Below are 23,369 nucleotides of genomic sequence, written 5' to 3' on the forward strand. Positions count from 1 at the left end.
GCAGACACGACGCGCCGCCGCTACGCGAGCGGTTCCCGCGCTTCGCGCGGAAGAACTCCCCGACTTCGTCGGGGAGTTGGCGTCACTCCGTGACGCCATGTCAGCACCGCTTCGCGCTGCTGACGGCTCGGATCGCTCCGCGATCCTGCCTGGCAGGCCCACGCTCCGCGCGGTCCCACCAAAAGCAGCTGGCTACGCGGGCGGATCGGTGGGTGTGACGGCGTCTGGTGGTGGTGCAGGCTCTTGACAATCCGTCATGCTTCTGGTCGGAATCGGACAGGGGGAATCTCCCAAGTCGCGTGTGTGTCATCATGGAGAGTGGGCTAAATTATGGCCTGGATGCTTACCACCGACTGCCCCTGCTGGCCCTGATATACGTCGCTAATTCTTCACTCATCGGCGACACCATTTCAGTGGCCTTGACCCCTACCGAACATATCTATCACGGAGCCCGTAATGGCGGCAATGAAACTGCTTCCGCATCAGGTTGAAGCTGTCGATGGGATTCTGAGGACCCTTCAGACCCCGGCCGATGGCTGTATGCCTGCGCACGGACTGCGGGCACAGGTCGTCTCTGCGACCGGGTCGGGCAAGACATTGATGGCGGTGGAGGCAGCTCGCCGTCTGAAGGCGCGGCGGGTGTTGGTGTTGGTGCCGACGTTGGATCTGCTGATGCAGACGGCGGCCGCGTGGCGGGCCGGCGGCCGTGGTGGGGCCATGGTGGGGGTGTGCTCGCTCAGTGCCGCGGACAGTCAGGGCGTGCCGTGCACGACCAGTCCGGATGAGCTGCGGTTGTGGCTGCGGGGCCTGGAGCAGGTCACCGTGTTCGCTACCTACGCCTCGCTGGGGCTGCGGACGCTGCAGCGGGCCCATGGAGCCGGAGTTGGGGTCTGGGACCTGGTCGTGGTCGACGAGGCGCACCGGACGTCCGGGGACGCGGGCAAGGCATGGGCGGCGGTGCATGACCAGCAACAGATTCCGGCTCTTCGGCGGTTGTATATGACGGCGACGCCGCGGGTGTGGGAGGCCGGTGGTGAGATGCCGCGCATGGTTGCTTCGATGGACCGGGACAGCGAGATCTTCGGCCCTGTCGCGTTCGAGTTGAAGCTGTCGGAGGCGATCCGGCGGGGCATCGTGGCCCCCTACCAGGTCGTATGCCTTGATATCCGTGATGAGGACGTCTACCGGGCGCTGCAGGATGCGCCGTTGGGTGCTGACCACGTACGGGGAGCGCGCCTGGCGGCGTTGCAGACCGGGCTGTTGACGGCGGCCGCTGAGGAGAAGCTGCGCAGGATCTTGACCTTTCACAGTCGAGTTGCGGAGGCGGAGGCGATGGCGGTGGGGTTGCCGGCCGTTGCAGAGGAGTTGCACGCCGATGACCCTGAGCGGTTCCCGACGGCGGGGCGGGTGTGGGCGCGGTGGCTGTATGGCGAGCATCCTCCTTCCCACCGGCAGGCCGTGCTGGGGGAGTTCGCGTCCGACTTCTTCTCGGGCGAGGACGGGCGGGGGGTGAAGGCGGCCGTGCAGGTTCTGGCGTCTGTGAAGGTGCTCGGGGAGGGTGTGGATACGGCCCGGTGTGATGCTGTGGCGTTTTGTGATGCGCGGGGTTCGATGGTGGAAATCGTGCAAATGGTCGGCCGGGCTTTGCGGATCAAGCCGGGTGGGGGAAAGCTCGCCACATTGGTGGTTCCGGTATTCCTCGGAGCTGGTGAAGAGAGCAGCGAAATACTGGTCTCGAATTCCTACGACACTCTCAGCAAGGTCCTCGGGGCCCTGCGGGCACACGACACGGAGACTATCGAAGCCCTCGCCGATCCCCGTGTACGCAGCGGGAGTTGGGAGCCCGATGACGCACCGGAGATGGTGGCCGACGCTGACATCGATGACGCACACGACGAGGTGGACTCGGAGAGCGCTGATGAGCGGGTGGTGAGTGCGCCGGCCGCGGAGCTCCTGCGGTTCAGCACACCACGCGATCCCGCGCTCATCGCACAGTTCATCCGCCTGCGGATCATCGATCCGGAGAACGCGTACTGGCGGCGCGGTATCCAGGCTGCGATCCAGTTCCTCAAGGAGACCGGCGCGCAGGCCCTGCAGGCGCCGCAGCGGTACGTGACGCCGGATGACTGGTCGCCTGCGCGGTTTCCGCTGGGGGTGTGGCTGGCGGACCAGCGCAAGTACTACAACGCGGAGCTGCTCGAGGGCGAGCGGGTGCGGCAGTTGGACAAGCTGGGCATGGTGTGGAGCGCGCACGACAATGCCTTCGATGAAGGCCTCGCCGTCGCCCGCGCGTGGGCGGAAGAACACGGGCACCTGCTGGCGCCGGTCAGTGCCGTCAGTGAGGGCGGGTTCCCGGTCGGAGTGTGGCTGAAGAACCAGCGAGCAGCCGCCCGGCAGGCCGTGGAGGCCGCTCTCGCGCACGAACAGGGTTTGCCGGTCCCACCGGGAGGGTGGGGGCTCTCCGAGAGCCGCCAGGACGCGTTGGACGCTATCGACCCGGGCTGGTGCCCGGCCTGGGATACGTCGTGGCAGCGCTGCTATCGCCTCGCCAAGAACCATCTCGACGCCGCCGGTACGCTCCCCCGTGAGGCGGGTGTCCTGGTCGTGCAGGGCGAAGACCTCGGCGCGTGGGTGCAGGCGCAGCGGTTGGGGTGGGTCAGGCTCGGGGCGGCTCAGCAGTGGCTGCTGGAGAGCGTGCTGGGCGTGGAAGAGGCGGCGGAGGCGGAGCGGGTGGTACGCCGGACACAGGACGATAAATGGAACCTCAACCTGGCGGCTGCCCGCCGCTTCCATGCCCGGGAGGGGCATCTGCAGGTGCCCCGCAAGCACGTCGAGCTCGTACCAGTCGCGGAAGCCGGCCGTGCGGCGGACGGCTCGGAGAGCGATGGTGACGGGGTGCCTGTGGTGCTGGGGATGTTCCTCGCCAACACCCGTCGCAGGGCTGACAAACTCACCCCCCAACGCCGGATGGATTTGGATGCCCTCGACATGCGCTGGTAGAGGCTACGAGGCAGCACGAACAGGGGGTCGGCCCCTTCCACAGTCCGTCGGTGCTGCCGCCTCACCCCAACCGTGCCGTGTTCAAGGCGGCTCGCCAGGCGCTTAGAACTCCTACCAGAATGGGCCGCCCTCCGGTCCTGTGGCGGCAGGGCAAGGCGAGCACGAAGGAAGATCACTACTCTGCATGAGTGCTCTCATACGACGAGTTGACTTCACCAGAGCGTGAGCTGTGGGATGCGTTCCCCGAGGGACGCTGCGTGGATCTGCGCACGGGTGTGCTTGAGGACGACCGTGTCGCCGAGGGTGGGCAGTGGGGTCCTGGGCGGACGGTTCGGGCCGCCGTGATCGTGGCGCTCCTCCAGGGAGCGAGCACCACACCGTCGGGCGCGGTCCCGTGCCTGAGGCTCGCAGGGGCGCGGATATCCGGGCACCTCTACCTGGCCAGCGCACAGATCGCTCACGCCTTCTGGCTTGAGGACTGCTGGTTCGAGGAGCGCGTGGACCTCTCCGGAGCGTCGACCCAGTCGATTGCGGTGGTGGGCAGCCGGGTCCCGGGCGTGGAAGCAGGTTTGATCCGCATCGAGGGACGCCTCGACCTGCGGCGCTCTCGCCTGGAAAGCGGCTCTGCCTCGTCCTTCCACCGCAGGGTCACCGCCTTGTCGCTCATCAACGCCCACGTGAGCGGGGCCGTGAACCTCAACGGCGCCGAGATCACCGCACCCGGGGAATGGGCAGTGTCCGCTGGCGGACTGGTCGCGGAGGGCGGCGTCTACTGCCAGGACGGGTTCGTTGCGCACGGTGAGGTCCGTCTCATGGGGGCACAGCTGCCAGGCGGACTGCACATGCGGGGCGCACTACTGGAACGCCCCGGCCAGCGCGGGGTGACGCTCGCCCTGGACAACGCCGTGGCCTCGACGCTCGACTTCTCCGACGGGTTCACCGCTCACGGGACCGTACGGCTGCGGGGTGCCCGGATCTCGGACCTGACCTTTGAAGGAGCCGTCCTGAATGGGCCGCCCGGCGGCCGCGGCCCGTCTTTGGTCGCCCTACTGATGCAGGCCGTCGACTTCGACTTCATCCTCGCCCGGCCACCGTCCGGCACCGTGGACCTGCGGGGCGCGCAGGTGTCCTACCTCCACGACAGCGAGCACAGTTGGCCGGATGTGGTGGAGCTGGACGGCTTCGTCTACGGCTCCATCAAGGTGGACGAGGCAGGCGAACGGCGGGAGGCAGTGGGGCGGCGGGACTCCGTGGCTCACCGGGTGGCGTGGATACGACGCAGCCCGGGCTACAACCCCCAGCCCTATGAGCAGTTGGCGAGCTGGTACAGGAAGGCCGGCCACGACGACGACGCCCGCCGCGTACTCCTGGCCAGACAGCGCCACCGGCGCCAAACTCTGCCCCCGGCCGCGCGTGCGTGGGGGCACCTGCTCGACGTGACCGTCGGCTACGGCTACCGCCCCTGGCTGGCCGGCATCTGGCTCCTCGTGCTGACCCTGCTGGGCACGCTGTCCTTCAGCACTCACGCCCCCACTCCGGTCCACCGAGGCGAAGGCGCCGCGTTCCAGCCCCTCGTCTACACGCTCGACCTCTTGATCCCCATCGGTGGTCTGGGACAGCGCACGGCCTGGTACTGGCCGAACGACAACCTCCAGTGGCTGGCCTACCTGCTGATCGCCTTCGGCTGGGTGCTGACGACCGCCGTCATCACGGGTGTCACCCGCACCCTGCAGAAAAACTAGCGGGCGACAGCTGAGCTCAGGCGTCGCCAGCAGATGAGTGCGCATCCGAGGGCGAAGAGGGCTTCGTGGATGTCGTCGCGTATCTCCCAGCGGATCCGCAGGCGGCGGAACCAGTGCAGGTGAGCGAACGCGCACTCGACGACCCAGCGTTGGGCGCCAAGTCCGGAGCCGTGCTCGGTGCCCCGGCGGGCGATCAGCGGCTCCACGCCGAGTTACCAGACCAGACGGCGGTACTTGTCGTGGTCGTAGCCGCGGTCGGCCAGGACCAGGGGCATCAGCGGCTCGATCACCGCCCACAGCTCGTCGTCGACTTCCCACGACTTCGGCCGAGCCACCCAGCACCCCCGGAGCATCAGTCCCGGAGTGATCCAACCACCTTGAAGATCATTTCGTTAGGAGTTCTGAGCCCAGTACGCAGTAGGCGGCACGTGTCCAGGGGCTTGCATCGCTGCCTTGACGCTTTGGCGAGTGTCGCGCGCAGCCGGGCGGGGCCTCAGAGGCGAAACGCCAGGTGTAGCCCAGCCCGGCCGGGTACTGTCCTGCCGGTATCGGTCGGTGAGGGCTCTCGACTCACCGCCAGGGTCCCCCATCTCTCGATGAGGAGGAGAATTGGCACGAAACGCCCGCCCTCCGGCCCGATGGAACAGAGCAGAACAAGCGCTGTGGCATGCATATCGTCGTGGTAGCGCGCTGGATCTCGCCGCTTCGGACCATCGGCAGATACGGGCGGGAACCATCGTCCAGCTCCTCTCGGAGACATCGCCGATCGAGCCCGGCCGTGCACCGAAGCTGTCGCTGTCCGGAGCCCGTATCAGCGGGTTTCTGGACCTCTCTGCAGCACACGTACAAGCGCCTTTGAGGTTTCACCGCTGTCACTTTGAAGAGCGGCTCGTACTCGACAGCGCCCGGTTCGCGTACCTGAGTCTGGGCGGGTGTCAGTTGCCTGAAATAAGCGGCTTATCCGTCCAGGTGGACCAATGGCTGGGCCTCCCCGACTCGCACGTGGCCGGCGAAGTACAGCTCTTCAATGCTCGGATCGGCGGCACTGCAGAATTCGATGGGACCACCATCGACGGCGCACTCACGCTCGGCCGCGTCGTGGTCGAAGGCAGCCTTCACCTTCGCCGACGGTGCGAGATCAACGGCAAGCTTCGACTCAAAGGAGCCAGGATCGGTGGAGCCCTCCTGGCCCACGGCCTCGCCGTGCACGGCGTCATCAACGCGATCGGCGCACACGTCGAAGATGGCCTCTCACTCATCGACGTCACCCTCGATCATCCCGGTGACTGGGGTCTTATCTTGACCGAAGCGCAGACCCCCAAAGCGGTGCTGCGACTGAATCGATCTTCTGCGGGTGCGGTCAGCCTCCGAGATGCACACGTCGGGCGATGGGACACCAACATCCGGGGGTGGCCTGAGGCGTGCCCGGTCGATCTCACCGGGTTCACCTATGACCGGCTGAGCGAACAAACTGGAGGTGACGCCCGGCCCACCGTCGAGGAGCGGCTGGCCTGGATTCAAAGTTACGGAGTCCTGGACGGCTATCCCCGTCCCACCCAGAGCCCCTCCTTCACGCCCCGCCCGTACGAACAGCTCGCCCGTGCCCTCCGAGCTGACGGCCATGAACAAGAAGCCCGAAGGGCCCTGAGGAGCAAGGAACGACTCCGGCACAGAGCCATGGGGCCCTTGGGATCCATCTGGGGGGTGATCCAAGACGTCACTGTCGGCTTCGGATATCGCCCTGGCCATGCGCTTGCATGGCTGGCTGCAGTTCTCACTGCCGCCACCGTGTACTTCGACCAAGTGGGGCCTCTCCCCCGTACAACGCCGAGTGCAGGTCCCACCTGGGATCCGTTCCTTTACACCCTCGATATCCTCATCCCCTTGCTGAGCCTGGGACACGACACCGCTTGGAACCCCAGCGGCTGGGCAAAGGCCGGCACCGTCTTGCTCATGGTGACCGGCTGGGTGCTGGTTACGACAGTGATTGCCGGAGTGGGGAGGGCGCTCAAACGGCAGTGAGCTCGGGTCGGTAACAGCATGGCCAGATAGCCAGACCTTCCCGTCAGGCCGTGTCAGCTCCTCGTGGATTGCGCGAGCCCACCAGTATCGAGGCCGGATCGCCGAACCAGACTTCGCCGTAGAAGGCCGCGTCACTGCGATACGTGCACACCGCCGGAGCCAAAGCCGCTGCGCCGCACTTCGCCCAGGCCACACGGGCCCCGTACAGCGCTAGGACGGCCTCTCGCTCATTATGCCCGCCGCGCCCCGGCCCTGCGGGTGGCGGCGCCAAACAGTGGCGGACTTGGCGCAAGCAGTTCAAGGCCCGATGCCATCCCGAGAGTTGAGCCCAACGTTGGTGGGTGGGTCGTACGCTTGGTCCGCTGCGGACTGCCTCACCTGCGACTTACGGCATCGCCGAGCACGCCAGCGTGTCCCGCGCCCTCTGGTCAGGCGATCTCGAACAGGCGGACTGCTGGTCGGGCAGGTCGGGAAGAGTTGCCGCCAAGGCCCGGTCATACCTTCGCCCTTCCCTCCCGACTGCCGATCGGAGCTGCACATGACCGAGTCTTCAGAAGATGGCCGCATAGCAGCCGTGCCCACCGAGTACGGTGGCATCACCTTTCGCTCCCGCCTCGAAGCCGACTGGGCTCAGACCCTGAACGGCGCCCGTATCAAGTGGCGGTACGAGCCGGTGACGATCACCCTTCCCTCCGAGTGTGTCTATATTCCCGACTTCTGGCTTCCGGAGATCGGCGTGTGGCTGGAGGTCAAGGGACCGAACGTGCCGCGGATCGAGAAGGCCGCCGAACTCGCCCGGGTGCGAACCTGCTGCTGTGAGCGCGAGTGCACGTGCCGCTGGCCCGGCGGGGAACTCGTGATCGCAGGACGGCAGTCCTTTCCCAGTGATGGCCTGGAACCCGGTCGGCGCCCGCCTGCCGGGTACGTCGCCTGGGACACTCCAGTCGGCCCGTCCGCCTACTACATGACGTGCCCCAGCTGCGACCGTGCCCAGTGGATCACCATGAGACGCCCCTGGCGCTGCCGAGCCTGCCGTGCCGTGGTGGAGGGGCGGACCGTCCTCTACCGCAGCGCGGACCGGCCACTGCGGTTCGTCGAGGGGCTGCCTACCGGCTGGGAACCTCCGCATATGTACGCCCAGCGCGATGTGGAGGAGGACCAGGAATACGACCCCGCGGGACCGGACGACTGGAGAGCCTAGGAGCCGTCGGCTGGTATAGGCCAATCCCTGAACTCGAGGACCTGCATGACGCCTTGGTGAACGCGGCGACGTTCCTCGCGGGTTGATCACCGCCGTTTGCGGCTGGTGACACGGGCACCGCCGGCGAACCCGCGGCGGTCGACCGCGGACTGACCTCAGTCCGCGTGCCGCATTTCGTCGGCTACCCACCGTTGGGCCGGACAGCTCGGCAAGCGTGTAGGGCGGGCCACCCCCACTGCTCGCCATCGGGCGGCCCGCCCTGTCCCGCCGCCGGCCACCTCCAAGCACCCAGCGGCGGGGGTCTCAGTCGGCTTGCGTCTCGCCCTCTCTGCGCGGCCAAGCCGTGCCGACGCGGAAGCCGTTGCGGAGTTCGCCGCTGTAGATGTGCTGGTGATCCCTGTAGTGACCGGCGGACAGGGTGCAGCGCAGCGCGCTCTCGGGCTGACGGATGAAGCAGATGCCGGGAATCTCCACGTGCTCCTGCAACGTCTTCCGCCTGGCGCTCATCGCCGTGCCTGCCGCATCACGAGTCGCAGCCACGTGCCGTGCGCGCAGACCGTCGGGTCGTCGGTGCACTGTTCGCAGTTCTGTGTGTGGTCGAGCTGTGCGGGATAGACGTGCCGGAGAGCGCAGGGCCGGCAGCCGCGGGGAAACCAGCGGGCCACCGTGCCGCGAAAGGAGGCCACGCGTTCACCGAGGTCGATGGCCGAGCCGGCGCCGAGGGTGACGGCGCACCATACGCAGTCCCGCCCCCGGATCTGGGGTTCGGTGAGCGCTTCGGTGTCGGGCAGCAGAGGCGAAAGCGGATCCTCGACGAGGACTGTTCCGCCTTTTGCCGAAAGGGTGTGGCCCGTACTCTCGTCCATGTCGACGCTCCCAGGGTGTCGGCCGACCCCGGGGCCGTTCGCGCGGCTGCCGGGGTGCTTTCTTCGCGTGGCTACGCGATCGTCACGCCGGTCCCCAGGACGTAGGAACCTCACGCAACGGGCACTTAGGGACGTCCCAAGAGGGGTAGAACGTCCCTTAGCGATTCGAGTTGGGGGCGGTATGGCGAACGAGAGACTACGAGCAGCCATGACGGCTGGAGGCTGGACCCACGAGACGCTCGCGGAGAAGGTCGAGGTCGACCCCAAGTCCGTTGAGCGGTGGGTCAACTTGGGGCGTGTTCCTCGCCAGGCGACCGCCCTGCGCGCGGCGGAGGCCGTGGGGGAAGACGTCTACGCCCTGTGGCCGGCGCTTCGGCAGCCCCGTAAGGCGCGCAGCATGAGCCCCGAACTCGTGGCTCTCTATCCTCAGCGCGCCGACCTCCCCGTGTCCGCGTTCGTGGACCTGTTCCGGCAGGCACGCGAGCGTATCGACGTCCTCGTGTACGCCGCGGTCTTCCTCCATGAGGCGTATCCCCGGTTCAACGAGCTGCTGGAGGAACGAGTGGCGGACGGCTGCCGAGTCCGGATCGCGCTTGGCGACACCGACAGTGCGAACGTTCAGGCGCGTGGCCGCGAGGAGAGGTTCGGCCACGGCATCGAGTCACGCTGCCGCCTCGCCCTCCTGCACTACCGCAGTTTGGCGAAGTCGCCGGGCGTTGAGCTCCGCACTCATGGCACGACGTTGTACAACTCGCTTTACCGGGCGGATGACCAGCTCCTTGTGAACGCGCACGTCTGGGGCATGAACGCCTACGGCGCCCCGGTGTGGCATCTTCGGCGCACCGAGAACGGCGGCATGTTCGACACCTACGCGGACAGCTTCAACGCCGTGTGGGACACGGCCCGCCCGGTGGAGGAGTAAGCGATGGCACGCACTGAGTACTACGACGATCCGGAAGCGCCCAAGCCCAACAGCCTTGTCGTTGCGGCCTCTGCCGTAGTGACCGATGCGCAGGGACGCATCCTGCTGCAGCGGCGCCGCGACAACGATCTGTGGGCGCTGCCGGGCGGCGGCATGGACATGAGCGACTCCCTGCCAGGCACCGCCGTGCGGGAGGTGAAGGAGGAGACCGGCCTCGACGTCGAGATCACGGGACTCGTCGGCACGTACACCGACCCGCGGCACGTGATCGCCTACTCGGACGGCGAAGTGCGCCGGCAGTTCAACGTCTGCTTCACGGCCCGCGTCACCGGCGGGCACCTGGCCATCTCCGACGAGTCGACAGAGCTGCGGTTCGTAGCCACCGGAGAACTGGAGTCGCTGCCGATGCACCACACCCAACGCCTCCGGCTGCAGCACTTCCTGGAGAAGCGGCCGACGCCATACCTCGGGTAGATCCGGACATGACGAAACGCTCCTGCAATGGCCGCGAGGACCACACAGGTGGCCATGTACACGAGAACGGGAGTTGGTTGTCGACTCCTTACGCCCGCAGCGGCCACCTGGCCTCTGGCGATGGGGCGGTCCGGCGGCGCACCTTCGCACCGCCACGCACGTGGCCAACAAGGAACGGGACGCTGCAGGGAACAGGCAACCCCGACCGCGTAGCTAAGGATTCACTGCGCGCCGCAGCATCCCAGGCACCGCCAACCCAACCGGCAAAGTAGCCCAGGCCCTGCGCCACGGCCGGTCAGGCTCCGGCCGCACGCAGGGCCAGCACGCTCGTGCGTATCCCTTGCCCGGCCAGCTACAGCAAGCAGCGCGAACGCGCCATGCACCATGCGCCAGCAGCGTGTGGCCAACGCAGGTGCGGACAGGGCGCCCCCAGACGACCACTCGTAGCTCGACCGGACGTTGAGAAATCACTCAAGTGTCCGTCCAGGCTCCACTCCGGTGGCGGCATCCCCTCACTCATCCAGACCCCCAAGACTGCGCCAGAAGCCGGGACTTCACCGGACAACGACCACTACGCCCCACCGGCCCCACCGGCCCCACCGGCCAGGACACAGCCAGCGCTTCGCGAGGAGGGGCTGCGCACCGGCCGTTCGAGGACCGCTGAGGAGAACCCAACCGCAGGTGGCGTCCGGGTGCCCAGAAGTACCAGGCCGCCGGACCCAGCTCGCACCCCGCACCCTCGTGGCAGAGCCCGCCCTGCCCACCTGAACACCGCACATGGCGCCAGGCGGGACAGCCACACATGGGCAGACCGCCCGCCATCACCCACACATCCCAGAACATCACGGCCCATCACCTTCGAAACGAAGACGCCAACCCGCACACAAGCCTTCATATCCCACGTCAGATACACAGGTGAGACCTCGCGCCGAATACGTAGTACAGCGGGGTGGGGGCATGGGCCGCGGTGAAAAGGAGGGCGTTGACGGGGTCAGTGCTGGACATACGTTCCTTGGCGTCGACAGTGACGAGGTCGGCCCCGCGGACGGCTATCAGGTCGGGGAACTCCCGCAGCGCGGTGCGGTTCGGCGCAAGGCATCCTGCACGGCGGGCGGGTAGCTGCCATGCCCGCAAAAGCGAACGCTCCAGCCACGCGCCCGCAGAGCGGCTGCCACCCGCCGCTCATGCGCGTCGCCCACTGCCTTGCGGTCCTGGCGCTGCATCACCATGGTGGAGTCGGCCTACGCGCCGCCCGTTGGTGACGCCGCCGTGAGGGCGAGGTGGACTTCGAAGCCGTCATCAGGCCGCCCGATGTCCTCGCGCACGGTACAAGGTCGCAGGCGGCTCTGACAGTGCCCGGTGCCGCGGGGGGCCTGTATTTCAATTACTGCTCGGTGCGCGGGTGTTGGCGGGACAATGAGCTGTGACTGCGCGTACGGCCGCTCGGGCTTCGGTTGTGGCTCTGCGGGTGAAGTTCGATCAGTTCCTTCCCCATCTCGATGAGCGGCGCCGTCGGATCTACCTGGCCAGCGAGGCCGCTGCGCTTGGTCACGGCGGGATCACGCTGGTGGCGGCCGCTTCTGGCGCCAGTGCGGCCACCATCGCACGCGGAATCGCCGAGCTGTCCAGGCACCCTTTGCCCGCCGGGCGGATCCGGGCTCCGGGAGCCGGCCGCAAGCCAGTGACGGTCACCGATCCCGGTCTGCTGCCCGCTCTCGAAGCCATGATCGAGCCACACACCCGGGGCGATCCGGTCTCACCGCTGCGCTGGACCACGCTCTCGCTGCGGTCCCTGGCCTTGGCACTGACCACTCAGGGCCACCCGGTCAGCGCGGCGACCGTCGGACGCCTGCTGCAGGCCCAGGGATACAGCCTGCAGGGCACCGCCAAGACAACGGAAGGCGCCAGTCATCCGGACCGGGATGCCCAGTTCACGCACATCAACTCCACTGCCGCGGCCTTCCTCAAAGACAACCAGCCGGTGATCAGCGTGGACACCAAGGCCAAGGAGTGGTTGGGCAACCGCGACCGTCCCGGCCGCACCTGGCGTCCGGGCAAGAACCCCATCCGTGTGGACTGCCACACCTTCATCACCGGCGACCAGCCCGTGGTCATCCCCTATGGGATCTACGACATCGCCCGCAACACCGGCTGGGTCAACGTCGGGACCGACCACGACACGGGCGAGTTCGCGGTGGAATCCATCCGCCGCTGGTGGCAGCAGCGCGGATGCGACGACCACCCGGACGCCCGCCGACTGCTGATCACCGCCGACTGCGGCGGTTCCAACGACCCCCGCCGCTGGACATGGAAGAAACACCTCGCCGCCTTCGCCCTGGAAAGCGGACTCGAGATCACCGTCAGCCACTTTCCACCCGGAACATCGAAGTGGAACAAGATCGAACACCGGATGTTCTGCCACATCACGGCAAACTGGCGCGGCAGGCCCCTGACCAGCTACCAGACCGTCATCGAGACCATCGCCGCCACGACCACCCGCACCGGGCTCACCATCGGCGCCGAACTCGACACCGGCCGATATGACCTGGGCATCACAGTCCCACCCGCCGAGTTCCACTCCCTGCCGATCACACACCACACCTTTCACGGCGACTGGAACTACACCCTGGCATCGGTCGCACCCCGGCTCCCCGACCCGGCACCGGGCCGGCGGCGGATCGATCCCGCCCTGACCACGATGCTCACCAACCCGGCCCTGACCGGCATGTCACGCTCCGCCTTCGAGCAGCTGGTCGCCGCCTCGGAACCATACTGGGACGCCCTGGCCGAGGCAGCATTCCAGCGGCGCTTCCACCGCCCACGCAGCTACCTCCACCCGCAGACCAGCAGCCTCGACCACTACCACCGCCTGCTGACCGCCCTGTTACGCCGCCGCAATGCCGTCACCAGCACACTTCTGGCTCAGCCCGGCTTGGCGACCACCACGCGGATCGGACCGGCTGCCACACCTGCGCCTGGTCGCCGATGGGACCATCATCGCTTTCGGCTGCCTCGCCTCCACGCTCCGGCCGGAGCACCGGCACATCTACGACGGCGACAGACACGCCCCTCACCGCAGCTCCTGGCAGGAGGCCATGGATCAGATCGAGGCGGCGCTCGCCCTGGCGCGTACCGACCGCGACGCCGCCCCGGCAGCTCCTGGTCCTGCTCACCCTCGGCTGCCGCACCCTCGACCGGTTCGAAGAAGAGCGCGCCTTCCTGTTCGGCGTCGGCGTCCCCGCCGACTTCCTGCCAGGCGCCCGCGATCTCGGCCGCGTCGATCTTGCCTGACCCCGTGTTCCACATCCTTGGAAGTGGAACGGGGCTCCCGACGCTCCGTCAGAAGACATGCGTCCTGGGGCGATCAATCCGCCGACCGTTCCACAAGTCGTTCCACAAGAAGCGTTCCGGAAAGCCCGCACAGAGGCGACTTCCGGTACGGTCCGGTCCGGTCATGGGAACCGACAACCACCCCGTCGGCGGACTCGAACTCGGGTACGCCCGGGTCTCCACCACCAAACAGAGCCTGGAACGCCAACTCGACGCCCTCGGCGGGGCGGGCATTCCCGAGAAGCAGATCTACGTGGACAAGAAGAGCGGAGCCACCGTCGAGCGCCCCGGCCTGACCGACCTGCTCGGCTACGCCCGCCCCGGCGACACCATCGTGGTGCACACCCTCGACCGGCTCGGTCGCAATCTGCGCGAAGTCCTCAACCTTGTCCACGACCTCAACGACAAGCAGATCGGCGTGCGCTCACTGGCCGACCCGCTGCCGATCAACACCGCCGAGGAGGGCATGGGCCACATCGCCTTCCTGCTGCTGGCCCTGTTCGCCGAGATGGAACGTACCTTTACCGCCGAGCGGGCCGCCCACGCCCGCGCTGTCGCAGAGGCAGCTGGCCGCCGCATCGGCCGGCCCGTCGCCCACCCCGCCGACAAGATTGAGTACGCGCGTCTACTCAAAGGCCAAGGCGCCAGCTACGGGGAGATCAGCACCAAGACCGGCATCCCGAAAACCTCCTTGCACCGCTATCTGCAGGGGTAGCGGCGCAAGGAGCCATATGGGTCGTCACGTGCCCTGCTATCGGTCCGTTCTCAGGACCGTTGGCTGGCCCGAAGCCACCGCGCTCGTGGCCGCTTGAGGCGGCTACGCGTCGCGCCTCTGCAGCAGCAGGCCGCCGACCAGCAGCGCGGCCGCGGCCCACGCGGCGAGCACGCCCAGGCCGTCCCACGGGCCAATGGGCATCCCGGGCAGATTGACGGTGGCCTGGACCGCGAGTCCGGCGGTCATCGGCGCGATCTGCTGGAGGTGGCGCTGCCATTCCGGATCGTGGACCACCTGGGTGACGACCGGGAAGAGGTAGAGCAGCCCGAACACGATCCCGATGGCGGTCGCCGCCTCGCGTACCGCCATCGCCACGCCGAGGCCGATCAGGGCGATCAGGGCGAAGTAGAGGACCGAGCCCGCAGCCGCGCGCAGGGTCGGGCCGTCAGCCAGGGACAGCGGGGCGTAGCCGTGCGCCTCGGTGAATCCGTTGCCGGGCAGGATGTAGCGGCCGGCGAGGAGGGAGGCCAGGACGGCGACCGTCCCGAAGGCCAGGACGACCGTGGTGAGGACCATCGCCTTGGCGATGAGGACGGTGAGCCGGTTTGGCACCGCCGTGAGCGTGGTGCGGATCATCCCGGTGCCGTACTCGCCGCTGACGGCCAGCACGGCGAAGACGGCGATGACCGCCTGCCCGACGGTGATGCCGGTCAGGGCGAGCTTGACGGCGTCCTGGCCGCACTCTGTGTCCGGGCACTTCACGGCCTTGGCGGTGCCGCAGCCGACGGCCACGGTCAGAGTGACGGCGAGCAGGAGCAGCCAGCCCGTTCCCCCTGCGGTGTGCAGCTTCGTCCACTCCGCGCGCAGGGCGCGACCGAAGCCCCCATGCCCCGTGCCGTCCGCCTTGCTCATGAGTCGTGCGTCGCTCAGGAGACTCATACATCCCTCCTGCGCAGCCGCACCACGGCCAGACCGAAGGCGAGCACGGCGTAGCCGCACAGCACGGCAAAGCCGGCCCACGGAGCCAGCGGGTAGTACCCGGTCGACGGCTCGTACACGCTGAGCACCTGCGCGTAGTACGGCAGGGTCTGCTGGACGGCGAAGCCCGCCGCCGGAGTCACCCGCAGCAGCCACTCCGAAACGCCCGGGGGCAACACGCCGGAGGTGGCAAGCAGGAAAGGCAGCACGATCGACGCGATGACCAGGGCAACCGCCGCGGCGCTGCGCCGCAGCAGGGTTCCGGCGCCGAGGGCGAGCACGGCGGCGGCCGCGCAGAGCAGTCCGGTGCCGGCCACGACGCGCAGTTCGGTCGCCGACGTGACGGGAAAGACATGGAAGCCTCTGCCGAGCGCGCCGCGTTCCCCGATGGGGATGGTGATCGCGGCGGCGACCAGGCCGATGGCGAACGCGACGCCCCCGGCCACCAGGGCCTTGGCGCCAAGTACCGGGCCCCGTAGCGGGATTGCCGTCATGGTCGTACGCAGCAGACCGTTCCGGTACTCGCCGGTGATGAACACCGTGCCCACAGCGATCACCACGATGAGCCCGGCGAACGTTCCGACAAGGAAGTTCTCGACGGAGTAGCCGCCGCCCATGACGGGCCCGCCGACGACCGGCGCGATGTCACCGGCCCCGGTCACGATGAACCCGCTGGCGGTCTGGGTGAAGCCGCCCTTGGTGGTGTTCGAGTAGCTGCCGGAGGTGCCCGCGTCGCCGCCCACCTGTGTGCCGCTCCACGCGCCCTGGGACCAGTCTCCCTTGAGGCCCGGGGCACCGAAGGTGCCGGTGGCCACGGCGGGGCTGAAGCCCGTGCCTGCTGCGGTGTCCTGCTTCGCCTCCGGTGACGCCGTGAAGAACCCGGCCTGCACGGTGTGCGTGAGGCTGGGCAGCTTCACGCTGTCGACCTTGGTCCAGCGGGAGCCGTCCGTGGAGGCGTAGCCGGTGAGACTGTCGCCGGAGCGGACCAGGCGCAGCCAGTGTGAGGAGTCCTTGGGGACCTTGCCGGAAGGGCCCGCCGTGTCGTGGGTGTAGTCGTACTGCATGCGCACGCCGTGGCCGCCGGTGGCCATGACCGCCGCATACGGGGATCCCTGGGTGAGGCTCTCCTTCATGATGATCCCGGCCTTTGCCCAGGGTTGGGCGCCCTTGGCCGGCTTGTCGCCGATCCCGGTGTCGGCCACTTCGGTCAGGGATCGCAGATCGACGGTGAGGCTGCCGTCGCCGGTCAGCTTCTTGTGGACGAGGTAGAAGTTGTCGTTGACGGCCTCGCCGCCGGGGCCCTTCGGGTAGGAGGCGGAGCCGGTGCCGGGGCCGGTGGAGCCCGGCGCGGCCGTGCCAAGCAGGCCGACCACGATTGTCACCAGGAGCGCCGCCGCCATGGCGAGGACCCAGCCCCGTACAGTACGGAACTTCGTCCACTCGGCGTGCAGCGTCGCGAGGAATCCACCTCGCTCAGCGCGTCGCGTGGCCGGGGGGCGTGGGGTGAGAGTGGTTGTCATCGCGTGGCCTCCCCCGCCGGAATGCCCCGGTATTCCACCGCGTCCCGGGTGAGCTCCATATACGCCTCTTCGAGCGTCGCCCGGTGTGCGGATACCTGCGAGAACGGCACCTCGTTCCGGGCGAGCAGGGCAACGATCTCCTCGTCGGGCAGGCCCGTGACGCCGAGGGTGTCGGGGCCGGTGGCGACCACGGTGGCGCCCGCACTGTGCAGCACCTGGGCGGCCTGCGGGGATGCGGAGGTACGCAGGATGACCCGGCCGCCGGACGCCTCGGCGAGCAGCTCGGACACGCTGGTGTCCGCGACGACCCGGCCGCGCCCGATCACCACGAGATGGTCCGCAGTGTCTTCCAGTTCGCTCATCAGGTGACTGGAGACCAGGACGGCGCGACCCTGCCGGGCAAGCGTGGCCAGGAAGCCGCGCATCCACACGATGCCGTCGGGGTCCAGGCCGTTGAACGGCTCGTCCAGCATGACGACCGGCGGGTCCCCGAGCAGCGCCGCCGCGATCCCCAGGCGCTGGCGCATACCCAAGGAGAAGCCGCCCGCCTTGCGCCGGGCCGCCGAGCCCAGACCCGCCTGCTCGATGACCTCGTCCACCCGCCCGGCGGGCAGCCCTTGTGAATGGGCCAGCCACAGCAGATGGTTGCGGGCGGTGCGGCTGGGCTGCAGTGCGGAGGCGTCGAGCAGTGCCCCCAGGTGCCGCAGCGGGCGACGCAGGCTCCGATACGGCACCCCGCCGACCAGTGCCTCCCCTTCCTCGGCCGCGTCCAGGCCCAGGATCACGCGCATGGTGGTGGACTTTCCCGCACCATTCGGGCCCACGAAGGCGGTCACCCGTCCCGGGCGCACGCTGAACGTCATCCCGTCCAGGGCCAGCTGCGGCCCGAAGCGTTTGCGTAGACCGATGACCTCGATTGTCGCCTTCGTGGCGTAGCTGCCGCCGTCGACAGCGCTCTCATTGCTCATAGGCCCCAACCCTGTGACGGCACGGGTTACAGGGGCCGAACGGGCGCTGTCATCTCGCTGTTAGGCGCCGCCGCTTAGCCTGGTCACGGAACCTTGGCCGGGAGGTCCCTGGTTCAGACCGTGAGAAGGGAGCAGGCGGATGAAGTGGGGTCCGCCCCGACGGCTCACGGGCCTGACCGCCCGGCTCGGACTGCGCCGTGGCACCGCCCGCGCCCGCTTCACCGCCTTGTACGTCACTCTCTTCCTGCTGTCCGGAACGGCACTGCTCGCCATCACTGCCGTGGTGGCATCCGGCGGATCGAGCGACAGCCAGGCCGCGCCCGACAACGGCATCGGTCAGCCCGCCACGGCGGCACAGGCCCAGGGCCGCATCGAGGACCTGGAACAGCAGCTGGCCCAGGCGCACGACACCCAGTCCCAGCAGATCCTGATCGGGTCCGCCATAGCGCTCGGCGTCATGGCGGTGATCTCGGTCGGCCTCGGCTGGCTCGTCGCCGGCCGGGTGCTGCGCCCGCTGCGCGTGATGACGGCGGCCACCCGCCGGATCACCGCCGACAGCCTGCACGAACGCCTGGCGATCGGTGGCCCCGGCGACGAAGTGAAGGACCTCGCCGACACCATCGACGACCTCCTCGGCCGCCTGGAAGGCTCCTTCGACGCCCAGCGCCTCTTCGTTGCCAACGCCTCCCACGAACTGCGCACCCCGCTCACCACGATGCGGGCCTCCCTGGACGTGGCCCTCGCCAAACCGGGTCCGGTACCTGAGACCACGGCCACCCTGGCGGCCCGGATGCGCGTCGAACTCGACCAGGTGGACCGGCTGTTGGAGAGCTTCCTTGTCCTGGCGCGCACCCAGCACGGCGAGTTCACCGACTCGGGATTGCTCGCCCTCGGCCAGCTCACACTGACCGCCCTGGCCGGACGGGCCGAGGACATCGCGGCCAAGGGCCTGACGGTGCGCGAGAACACGGTCGACGACTCCGCGTGGGTGTGGGGCAGTCAGACGCTGTTGCGCCGCGTGGCCGACAACGTGATCGACAACGCGATTACGCACAACGACTTTGGGGGCTGGATCGGCGTCGTGGTACTGGCCGAAGGAAGCAAAAGGGACGGCGGCGGCGCAGTGTCCCTTGTCGTCGAGTCCAGTGGACCGATCCTCGACCGGCGGCGGGTGGCGGACCTCGTGCAGCCCTTCCGCCGCCTCGGCGCCGACCGGACCGGCACCGGCCGGGGCAGCGGCCTTGGCCTCTCCATCGTCGCGGCCATCACCGAGGCCCACCACGGCACCCTGGACCTGCGCGCTCGCCCCGACGGCGGCCTGCGCGTCACCATCACCCTCCCCCACCCAGGCGACAGGGCGACAAAAGGCCCCAACACAGAGACGGACGTGGCGCGTTGAGGGTCCTGGTGGTCGAGGACGCCCGCCCGCTCGCCGAGGTCATAGCCGAGGGGCTGCGCGACCAGGGCATGGCCGTGGACGTGGCCCACGACGGGCTCGACGCCGCAGCCAAGCTGGACGTCAACGCGTACGACGTCGTCGTGCTCGACCGCGACCTGCCCGGCATCCACGGCGACACCCTCTGCCAGATGATCACCGAGCGGGACAGCCGCGTGATGGTCCTGATGCTGACCGCCGCCGACTCACCCAGCGACCGCGTCAGCGGCCTGACCCTGGGCGCCGACGACTATCTCGCCAAGCCCTTCCACTTCCCCGAACTCGTCCTGCGCATCCGCGCCCTGGCCCGCCGCCGCCCCGCCGCCCGGTCCCGCACCCTGCGCACGGCGGGCATCGAACTCGACCCGATGCGCCGCACCGCCAGCCGCGACGGCCGCCAACTCGACCTCTCCGTCAAGGAGTTCGCGCTACTCGAAGCCCTCCTGAACGCGAGCCCCGCCTTCCTCAGCACGGAGAACCTCCTCGAACAGGTCTGGGACGAGCACGCCGACCCGTTCACCAACACTGTCACGGTGACCATCAGTCGCCTGCGCCGCAAGCTTGGCGACCCGCCGGTCATCGCCACCACACCCGGCGTGGGGTATCGGATCATCGACCCAGCTGCCCCACCCGGCTGAGCAGCTAATAGGGGTTGGCGGCCCGCGAGCGGAGGCCGTGTTCAGTGCACCCGGCTCCAGTCATCTGTGCAGCCGACTTCGAAGACTGACACCGCGGGCGGGGAACAGGCTTGCAGCGTCCAAGAAGGGTGTTCATTAACTCGGCGTGTCCAAGAACCTGTTGAGACCCTTTTCTGTACGGTGCCGTGCATGACGACGACCGCAGAATGGGCTGACGCCGACAGCCCGATGGAGACCTTCCCCGCGAACGCGTCCGGAGCCCGGGTCGGGTACGGACGCGTATCCACCCAAGGGCAATTGCTCGACCGGCAGATCGCGGCCTTGGAGGCGGCCGGGTGCGTGCGGGTCTTCACGGACAAGAAGTCCGGGAAGAACGCGGAGCGCGAGGAACTGTGGAAGTGCCTCGACTACCTCCGGCCCGGTGACACGCTCGTGGTGCCCTCGCTCGATCGCTTGGGTCGTTCGATCCAAGATCTGATCTCCATTGTGGCCGGACTCCGCAAGCGCGGGATCGGCTTCCAGTCGCTGCACGAGTCCCTCGACACAACCACGCCCGGCGGGCGCCTGGTCTTCCACGTGTTCGCCGCCCTTGCGGAGTTCATCCGAGAACTGATCGTGCAGGGCACCCACGAGGGCCTTGCGGCCGCGCGAGCACGTGGCGAACGGACTGGTCGACCGCCCGCCATGACGGAGGAGCAGATCCGCCACGCTCGCGGGTTGCTGACAGACCCGGATAACACCATCACGTCGATCGCCAAGCTGCTGGGCGTCTCCCGGACGACGCTCTACAAGTACGTACCTGAGCTGGCGGCAGGGCGGGACTCGCTCGTACCGAACGCTCGACCGGGACAACTTCCGTCGGCAGAGCGACGCGTCAAGTAGAATCGATGCCAAGCAGCAGGGGAATCCGGTGCAATTCCGGAACTGTCCCGCAACGGTGTACGTGAAGCGCCTCCGCGCCCCACGTAAGTCCGAGGACCTGCCTGCCCGAAGACCCCGGCGACTCGTCGGGTCCTTCGGCAGGGCACCGGGACACTCCCAGCAGGACCCGATGCCCAACTCATCGAGTTGGGCATTCTTGCTGTCAGACCCCACGCATCCCGCCGAAGGTGTGGAGATCGCGCCCGCGGTCTTCTCATTCAGGGCCGTCACGCGGCCCGCGAGCGGGAGACTGACCTTGACTGTGCACATCGACGCCGTCGGCGGCGCCCTCATGATGGTGGCGTGCGTCGTGGGGTACTTCGTCTACAAGCACACTCGCCAGGGGCCGCTCGGCAAGGGCGACATTGTCGGGGCCATCGTCTGCGGCACCTCGGTACTGACGGCGCTGGTGCTCATCCTCGGGGGCGACCACTCCGAGGTTCAGCTGCCCGAACCGGGGCTGAGCGGAGTCCCCTCGACATCGTCGAGTCCCGCTTCCAGCTCTGGTCACCAGGGCGTCGACCCTTCCGCGTCGCCTTAATCAGTGACACTGATTGGGCGTCACAGTGCCGTGTGGATGCCGGACCTGACCTCCGCGACGTCGTCTTCGGGTAACAGTGCCCGCCTTCTCGCGCGGCGGCCCGACGCACTGAGTCCGGCCCCGGGTGCCCGACGACGAAGGCCCCGCCAGAAAAGACGGGGCCTTCGTCGTGCGCGTCGGAGGCTTACCGGTCTTGGCTCGCCGGGACCGATGTGGAGTGCGACCGGTTCGTACCGGCCGGTGGGTACATCGGCGGTCAGCAACCGCCTGACGCGGACGGTGCGCTGGTACCGATCTGCAGTGTGGTCGGGGCGGCGCAGCACCCGCCGCCCTGTTCGGCCTCGGGCTCGTCGAACAGGCCGGCTCCCCCGCACACCCCGGTCTCCGGCAGGGTCAGCTCGACGCGCTCGGCGGCGTCCTGGTCGCCGGCGAGGGCTGCGGTGATGGAGCGGACCTGCTCGTAGCCGGTCATGGCGAGGAAGGTGGGAGCGCGGCCGTAGGACTTCATGCCGACCAGGTAGACGTCCTTCTCGGGGTGGGAGAGCTCGTTGACGCCGTGCGGGTAGACGGTGCCGCAGGAGTGGACGTTGGGGTCGATGAGCGGGGCCAGCTCGGTGGGGGCCTGGAGGCGCTCGTCGAGGCCGAGACGCAGCTCGTTGAGGAAGGTGAGGTCGGGGCGGAAGCCGGTCAGGGCGATGACCTCGTCGACCTCATCGAGACGGCGGCCGTCCTCTGCGACCAGCGCCACCCGGTCGTTGTCGGTCCTCTCGATCGCGGTGGTGCGGAAGCCGGTGACGGCGTCGGCGTACCCGTTGTCGACCGCGGCCTTGGCCGCGAGGCCCAGGGCGCCGCGGGCGGGGAGCTGGTCGGCGTCCCCGCCGCCGAAGGTCGCCCCGGAGATGCCGCGGCGCAGAATCCACGTGGCGTGGGTGCCGGACTCGTCCTTGGCCAGCTCGGCCAGGTAGGCGAGCGCTGTGAAGGCGGAGGCGCCGGAGCCGATGACGGCGGTGCGCTTACCCGCGTAACGGGCCCGTACGGCTGGGTCCTTGAGGTCGGGGACGCGGTAGGAGATGCGGTCTGTGGCCGCCTTCTCGCCGAGGGCGGGCAGGCCGTCGCCGCCGAGCGGGCTGGGGGTGGACCAGGTGCCCGACGCGTCGATGACGGCGCGGGCGAAGAGGCGCTCCTCGCGGCCGTCGGCGTACTGGACGTGGACGGTGAAGGGCTGCTGCTCGCGGTCGGCGTCCACGACCCGGTCACGGCCGGCGCGGGAGACGCCGGTGACCGTGGCGCCGAAGCGGACCGTCTCGCCGAGGTTGTCGGCGAGCGGCTGCAGGTACTGCTCGGCCCAGTCGCCGCCGGTGGGGTAGGTGGCGCCGTCGGGCTTGACCCAGCCGGTGGGGGCCAGGAGCTTCTCGGCGGCGGGGTCGACGACCTCAGCCCAGGTGGAGAAGAGGCGGACGTGCGACCAGTCGCGTACCGCGCTGCCCGCGAAGCGTCCGGCTTCCAGGACGAGCGGTTCGATGCCGCGCTCGATGAGGTGGGCGGCAGCGGCCAGGCCGATGGGGCCGGCGCCGATGACCACGGTCGGCAGTGCGGCGGGCGTGCTCTCGCTCATCACGTTCTCCAGGGCAGGCAGTGGGAAATCGATCTGCTGCTTCGGCGTCTGTCGATATGGCGAGGTTGGCATGCGGCTTCGACGGATGTCAATATTGACGTATGTCGAATTCGAGTGTGGTGGAGCTGCCGGTCCTGAACCAGCCGGATGATGCGGTGGCGCCGTGCTGCCCGCCGCTGACCGAGCGGCCCTTGGATGCCGAGGAGGCCGAGCGGGCAGCGAGGATGTTCAAGGCGCTGGGGGATCCGGTGCGGCTGCGGCTGTTCTCCGCCGTGGCCTCGCACGAGGGCGGCGAGGCGTGCGTGTGCGACATCTCCGATGTCGGCGTCTCGCAGCCGACCGTCTCCCACCATCTGAAGAAGCTCAAGGACGCCGGCCTGCTCACCTCCGAGCGGCGCGGCACCTGGGTGTACTACCGGGTCGAGCCGAGCGTTCTCGCGGCGATGGGCCAGCTGCTGACCGCGGCGGCCCGCTGACTCGC

General features: G+C 68.5%; 18 protein-coding genes, 2 pseudogenes and 1 riboswitch. Of the genes and pseudogenes, 13 read left to right on the forward strand and 7 right to left on the reverse strand.

Features of this window, described 5'->3' with window-relative positions:
- The first annotated feature begins 456 nt into the window (after positions 1 to 456).
- Both OG698_RS00005 and OG698_RS00010 read left to right on the forward strand, forming a co-directional pair.
- The gene (locus OG698_RS00005; protein ID WP_406100604.1) at positions 457 to 3,000 is read left to right on the forward strand and encodes a Helicase associated domain protein; all 2,544 of its coding nucleotides are present in this window, start codon (positions 457 to 459) and stop codon (positions 2,998 to 3,000) included.
- 188 nt (positions 3,001 to 3,188) lie between these two features.
- Positions 3,189 to 4,742: an oxidoreductase gene (locus OG698_RS00010; RefSeq protein ID WP_406100605.1), complete on the forward strand. Its 1,554-nt coding sequence runs from the start codon at positions 3,189 to 3,191 to the stop codon at positions 4,740 to 4,742.
- Here OG698_RS00010 and OG698_RS00015 read toward each other — a convergent pair.
- Positions 4,739 to 5,008: pseudogene (locus tag OG698_RS00015) on the reverse strand (transposase); the annotation flags it as partial. The gene OG698_RS00010 and the pseudogene OG698_RS00015 sit on opposite strands and share 4 nt — an antisense overlap.
- Positions 5,009 to 5,351: 343 nt before the next feature.
- Here OG698_RS00015 and OG698_RS00020 point away from each other — a divergent pair.
- Positions 5,352 to 6,764, forward strand: coding sequence for a hypothetical protein (locus OG698_RS00020; protein ID WP_406100606.1), 1,413 nt, complete (start codon positions 5,352 to 5,354; stop codon positions 6,762 to 6,764).
- Between the two features lie 538 nt (positions 6,765 to 7,302).
- Positions 7,303 to 7,965 (forward strand): hypothetical protein, encoded by a 663-nt coding sequence (locus OG698_RS00025; RefSeq protein WP_406100607.1) that lies wholly within the window; start codon positions 7,303 to 7,305, stop codon positions 7,963 to 7,965.
- 303 nt (positions 7,966 to 8,268) lie between these two features.
- On the opposite strand, the gene OG698_RS00030 is transcribed toward OG698_RS00025, so the two are convergent.
- Entirely contained in the window at positions 8,269 to 8,472 is a 204-nt protein-coding gene (locus OG698_RS00030; RefSeq protein WP_406100608.1) for a hypothetical protein, read from the reverse strand.
- Positions 8,469 to 8,831: a hypothetical protein gene (locus tag OG698_RS00035; protein ID WP_406100610.1), complete on the reverse strand. Its 363-nt coding sequence runs from the start codon at positions 8,829 to 8,831 to the stop codon at positions 8,469 to 8,471. The genes OG698_RS00030 and OG698_RS00035 overlap by 4 nt, the downstream gene beginning before the upstream one ends.
- A 181-nt stretch (positions 8,832 to 9,012) precedes the next feature.
- Here OG698_RS00035 and OG698_RS00040 point away from each other — a divergent pair, with 181 nt between their 5' ends.
- The 4 genes and pseudogenes from OG698_RS00040 (at position 9,013) to OG698_RS00055 (ending at position 14,272) form a co-directional block, all read left to right on the forward strand.
- Positions 9,013 to 9,753, forward strand: coding sequence for an XRE family transcriptional regulator (locus OG698_RS00040; RefSeq protein ID WP_406100611.1), 741 nt, complete (start codon positions 9,013 to 9,015; stop codon positions 9,751 to 9,753).
- A gap of 3 nt (positions 9,754 to 9,756) precedes the next feature.
- Positions 9,757 to 10,227, forward strand: a complete 471-nt coding sequence (locus OG698_RS00045; protein WP_406100612.1) for an NUDIX domain-containing protein — start codon at positions 9,757 to 9,759, stop codon at positions 10,225 to 10,227.
- A 1,423-nt stretch (positions 10,228 to 11,650) separates the two neighbouring features.
- Positions 11,651 to 13,125 (forward strand): annotated as a pseudogene (locus OG698_RS00050) (ISAzo13 family transposase); the annotation flags it as partial.
- A 556-nt stretch (positions 13,126 to 13,681) separates the two neighbouring features.
- The gene (locus OG698_RS00055; RefSeq protein ID WP_406100613.1) at positions 13,682 to 14,272 is read left to right on the forward strand and encodes a recombinase family protein; all 591 of its coding nucleotides are present in this window, start codon (positions 13,682 to 13,684) and stop codon (positions 14,270 to 14,272) included.
- A 102-nt stretch (positions 14,273 to 14,374) separates the two neighbouring features.
- Here the strand turns inward: OG698_RS00055 and OG698_RS00060 are convergent, their stop codons facing one another.
- The 3 genes from OG698_RS00060 to OG698_RS00070 are packed head-to-tail and all read right to left on the reverse strand — an operon-like array spanning position 14,375 to position 17,738.
- A complete protein-coding gene (locus OG698_RS00060) occupies positions 14,375 to 15,211 on the reverse strand; it encodes an ABC transporter permease subunit (RefSeq protein ID WP_406100614.1) in 837 nt (278 codons plus the stop codon).
- Positions 15,208 to 16,770 (reverse strand): ABC transporter permease subunit, encoded by a 1,563-nt coding sequence (locus OG698_RS00065; protein ID WP_406100616.1) that lies wholly within the window; start codon positions 16,768 to 16,770, stop codon positions 15,208 to 15,210. The genes OG698_RS00060 and OG698_RS00065 overlap by 4 nt, the downstream gene beginning before the upstream one ends.
- A complete protein-coding gene (locus OG698_RS00070; RefSeq protein WP_406100617.1) occupies positions 16,767 to 17,738 on the reverse strand; it encodes an ABC transporter ATP-binding protein in 972 nt (323 codons plus the stop codon). Before OG698_RS00070 ends, OG698_RS00065 begins: the two co-directional genes overlap by 4 nt.
- A gap of 139 nt (positions 17,739 to 17,877) precedes the next feature.
- Here OG698_RS00070 and OG698_RS00075 point away from each other — a divergent pair, with 139 nt between their 5' ends.
- The 4 genes from OG698_RS00075 to OG698_RS00090 all read left to right on the forward strand — a co-directional run bounded on the left by OG698_RS00075 (position 17,878) and on the right by OG698_RS00090 (position 21,273).
- Positions 17,878 to 19,137 (forward strand): sensor histidine kinase, encoded by a 1,260-nt coding sequence (locus OG698_RS00075; RefSeq protein ID WP_406100619.1) that lies wholly within the window; start codon positions 17,878 to 17,880, stop codon positions 19,135 to 19,137.
- Positions 19,134 to 19,811: a response regulator transcription factor gene (locus tag OG698_RS00080; RefSeq protein ID WP_406100621.1), complete on the forward strand. Its 678-nt coding sequence runs from the start codon at positions 19,134 to 19,136 to the stop codon at positions 19,809 to 19,811. Before OG698_RS00075 ends, OG698_RS00080 begins: the two co-directional genes overlap by 4 nt.
- A gap of 228 nt (positions 19,812 to 20,039) precedes the next feature.
- Complete coding sequence (locus OG698_RS00085) at positions 20,040 to 20,693, forward strand: recombinase family protein (RefSeq protein ID WP_406110732.1); 654 nt, start codon at positions 20,040 to 20,042, stop codon at positions 20,691 to 20,693.
- Positions 20,671 to 20,813, forward strand: a riboswitch (cobalamin riboswitch). Its footprint overlaps the gene before it by 23 nt.
- 175 nt (positions 20,814 to 20,988) lie before the next feature.
- A complete protein-coding gene (locus tag OG698_RS00090; protein WP_406100623.1) occupies positions 20,989 to 21,273 on the forward strand; it encodes a hypothetical protein in 285 nt (94 codons plus the stop codon).
- A 256-nt stretch (positions 21,274 to 21,529) separates the two neighbouring features.
- Here the strand turns inward: OG698_RS00090 and OG698_RS00095 are convergent, their stop codons facing one another.
- Positions 21,530 to 22,888 carry an NAD(P)-binding domain-containing protein gene (locus tag OG698_RS00095; protein WP_406100624.1) on the reverse strand — a complete coding sequence of 453 codons (1,359 nt, stop codon included), beginning with the start codon at positions 22,886 to 22,888 and terminating at the stop codon, positions 21,530 to 21,532.
- 101 nt (positions 22,889 to 22,989) lie between these two features.
- Here OG698_RS00095 and OG698_RS00100 point away from each other — a divergent pair, with 101 nt between their 5' ends.
- Entirely contained in the window at positions 22,990 to 23,364 is a 375-nt protein-coding gene (locus OG698_RS00100; protein WP_406100625.1) for an ArsR/SmtB family transcription factor, read from the forward strand.
- Positions 23,365 to 23,369 lie beyond the last annotated feature (5 nt).

The sequence above is a fragment of the Streptomyces sp. NBC_01003 genome, from assembly GCF_045162695.1.
In the GTDB taxonomy this organism is placed as follows: domain Bacteria; phylum Actinomycetota; class Actinomycetes; order Streptomycetales; family Streptomycetaceae; genus Streptomyces.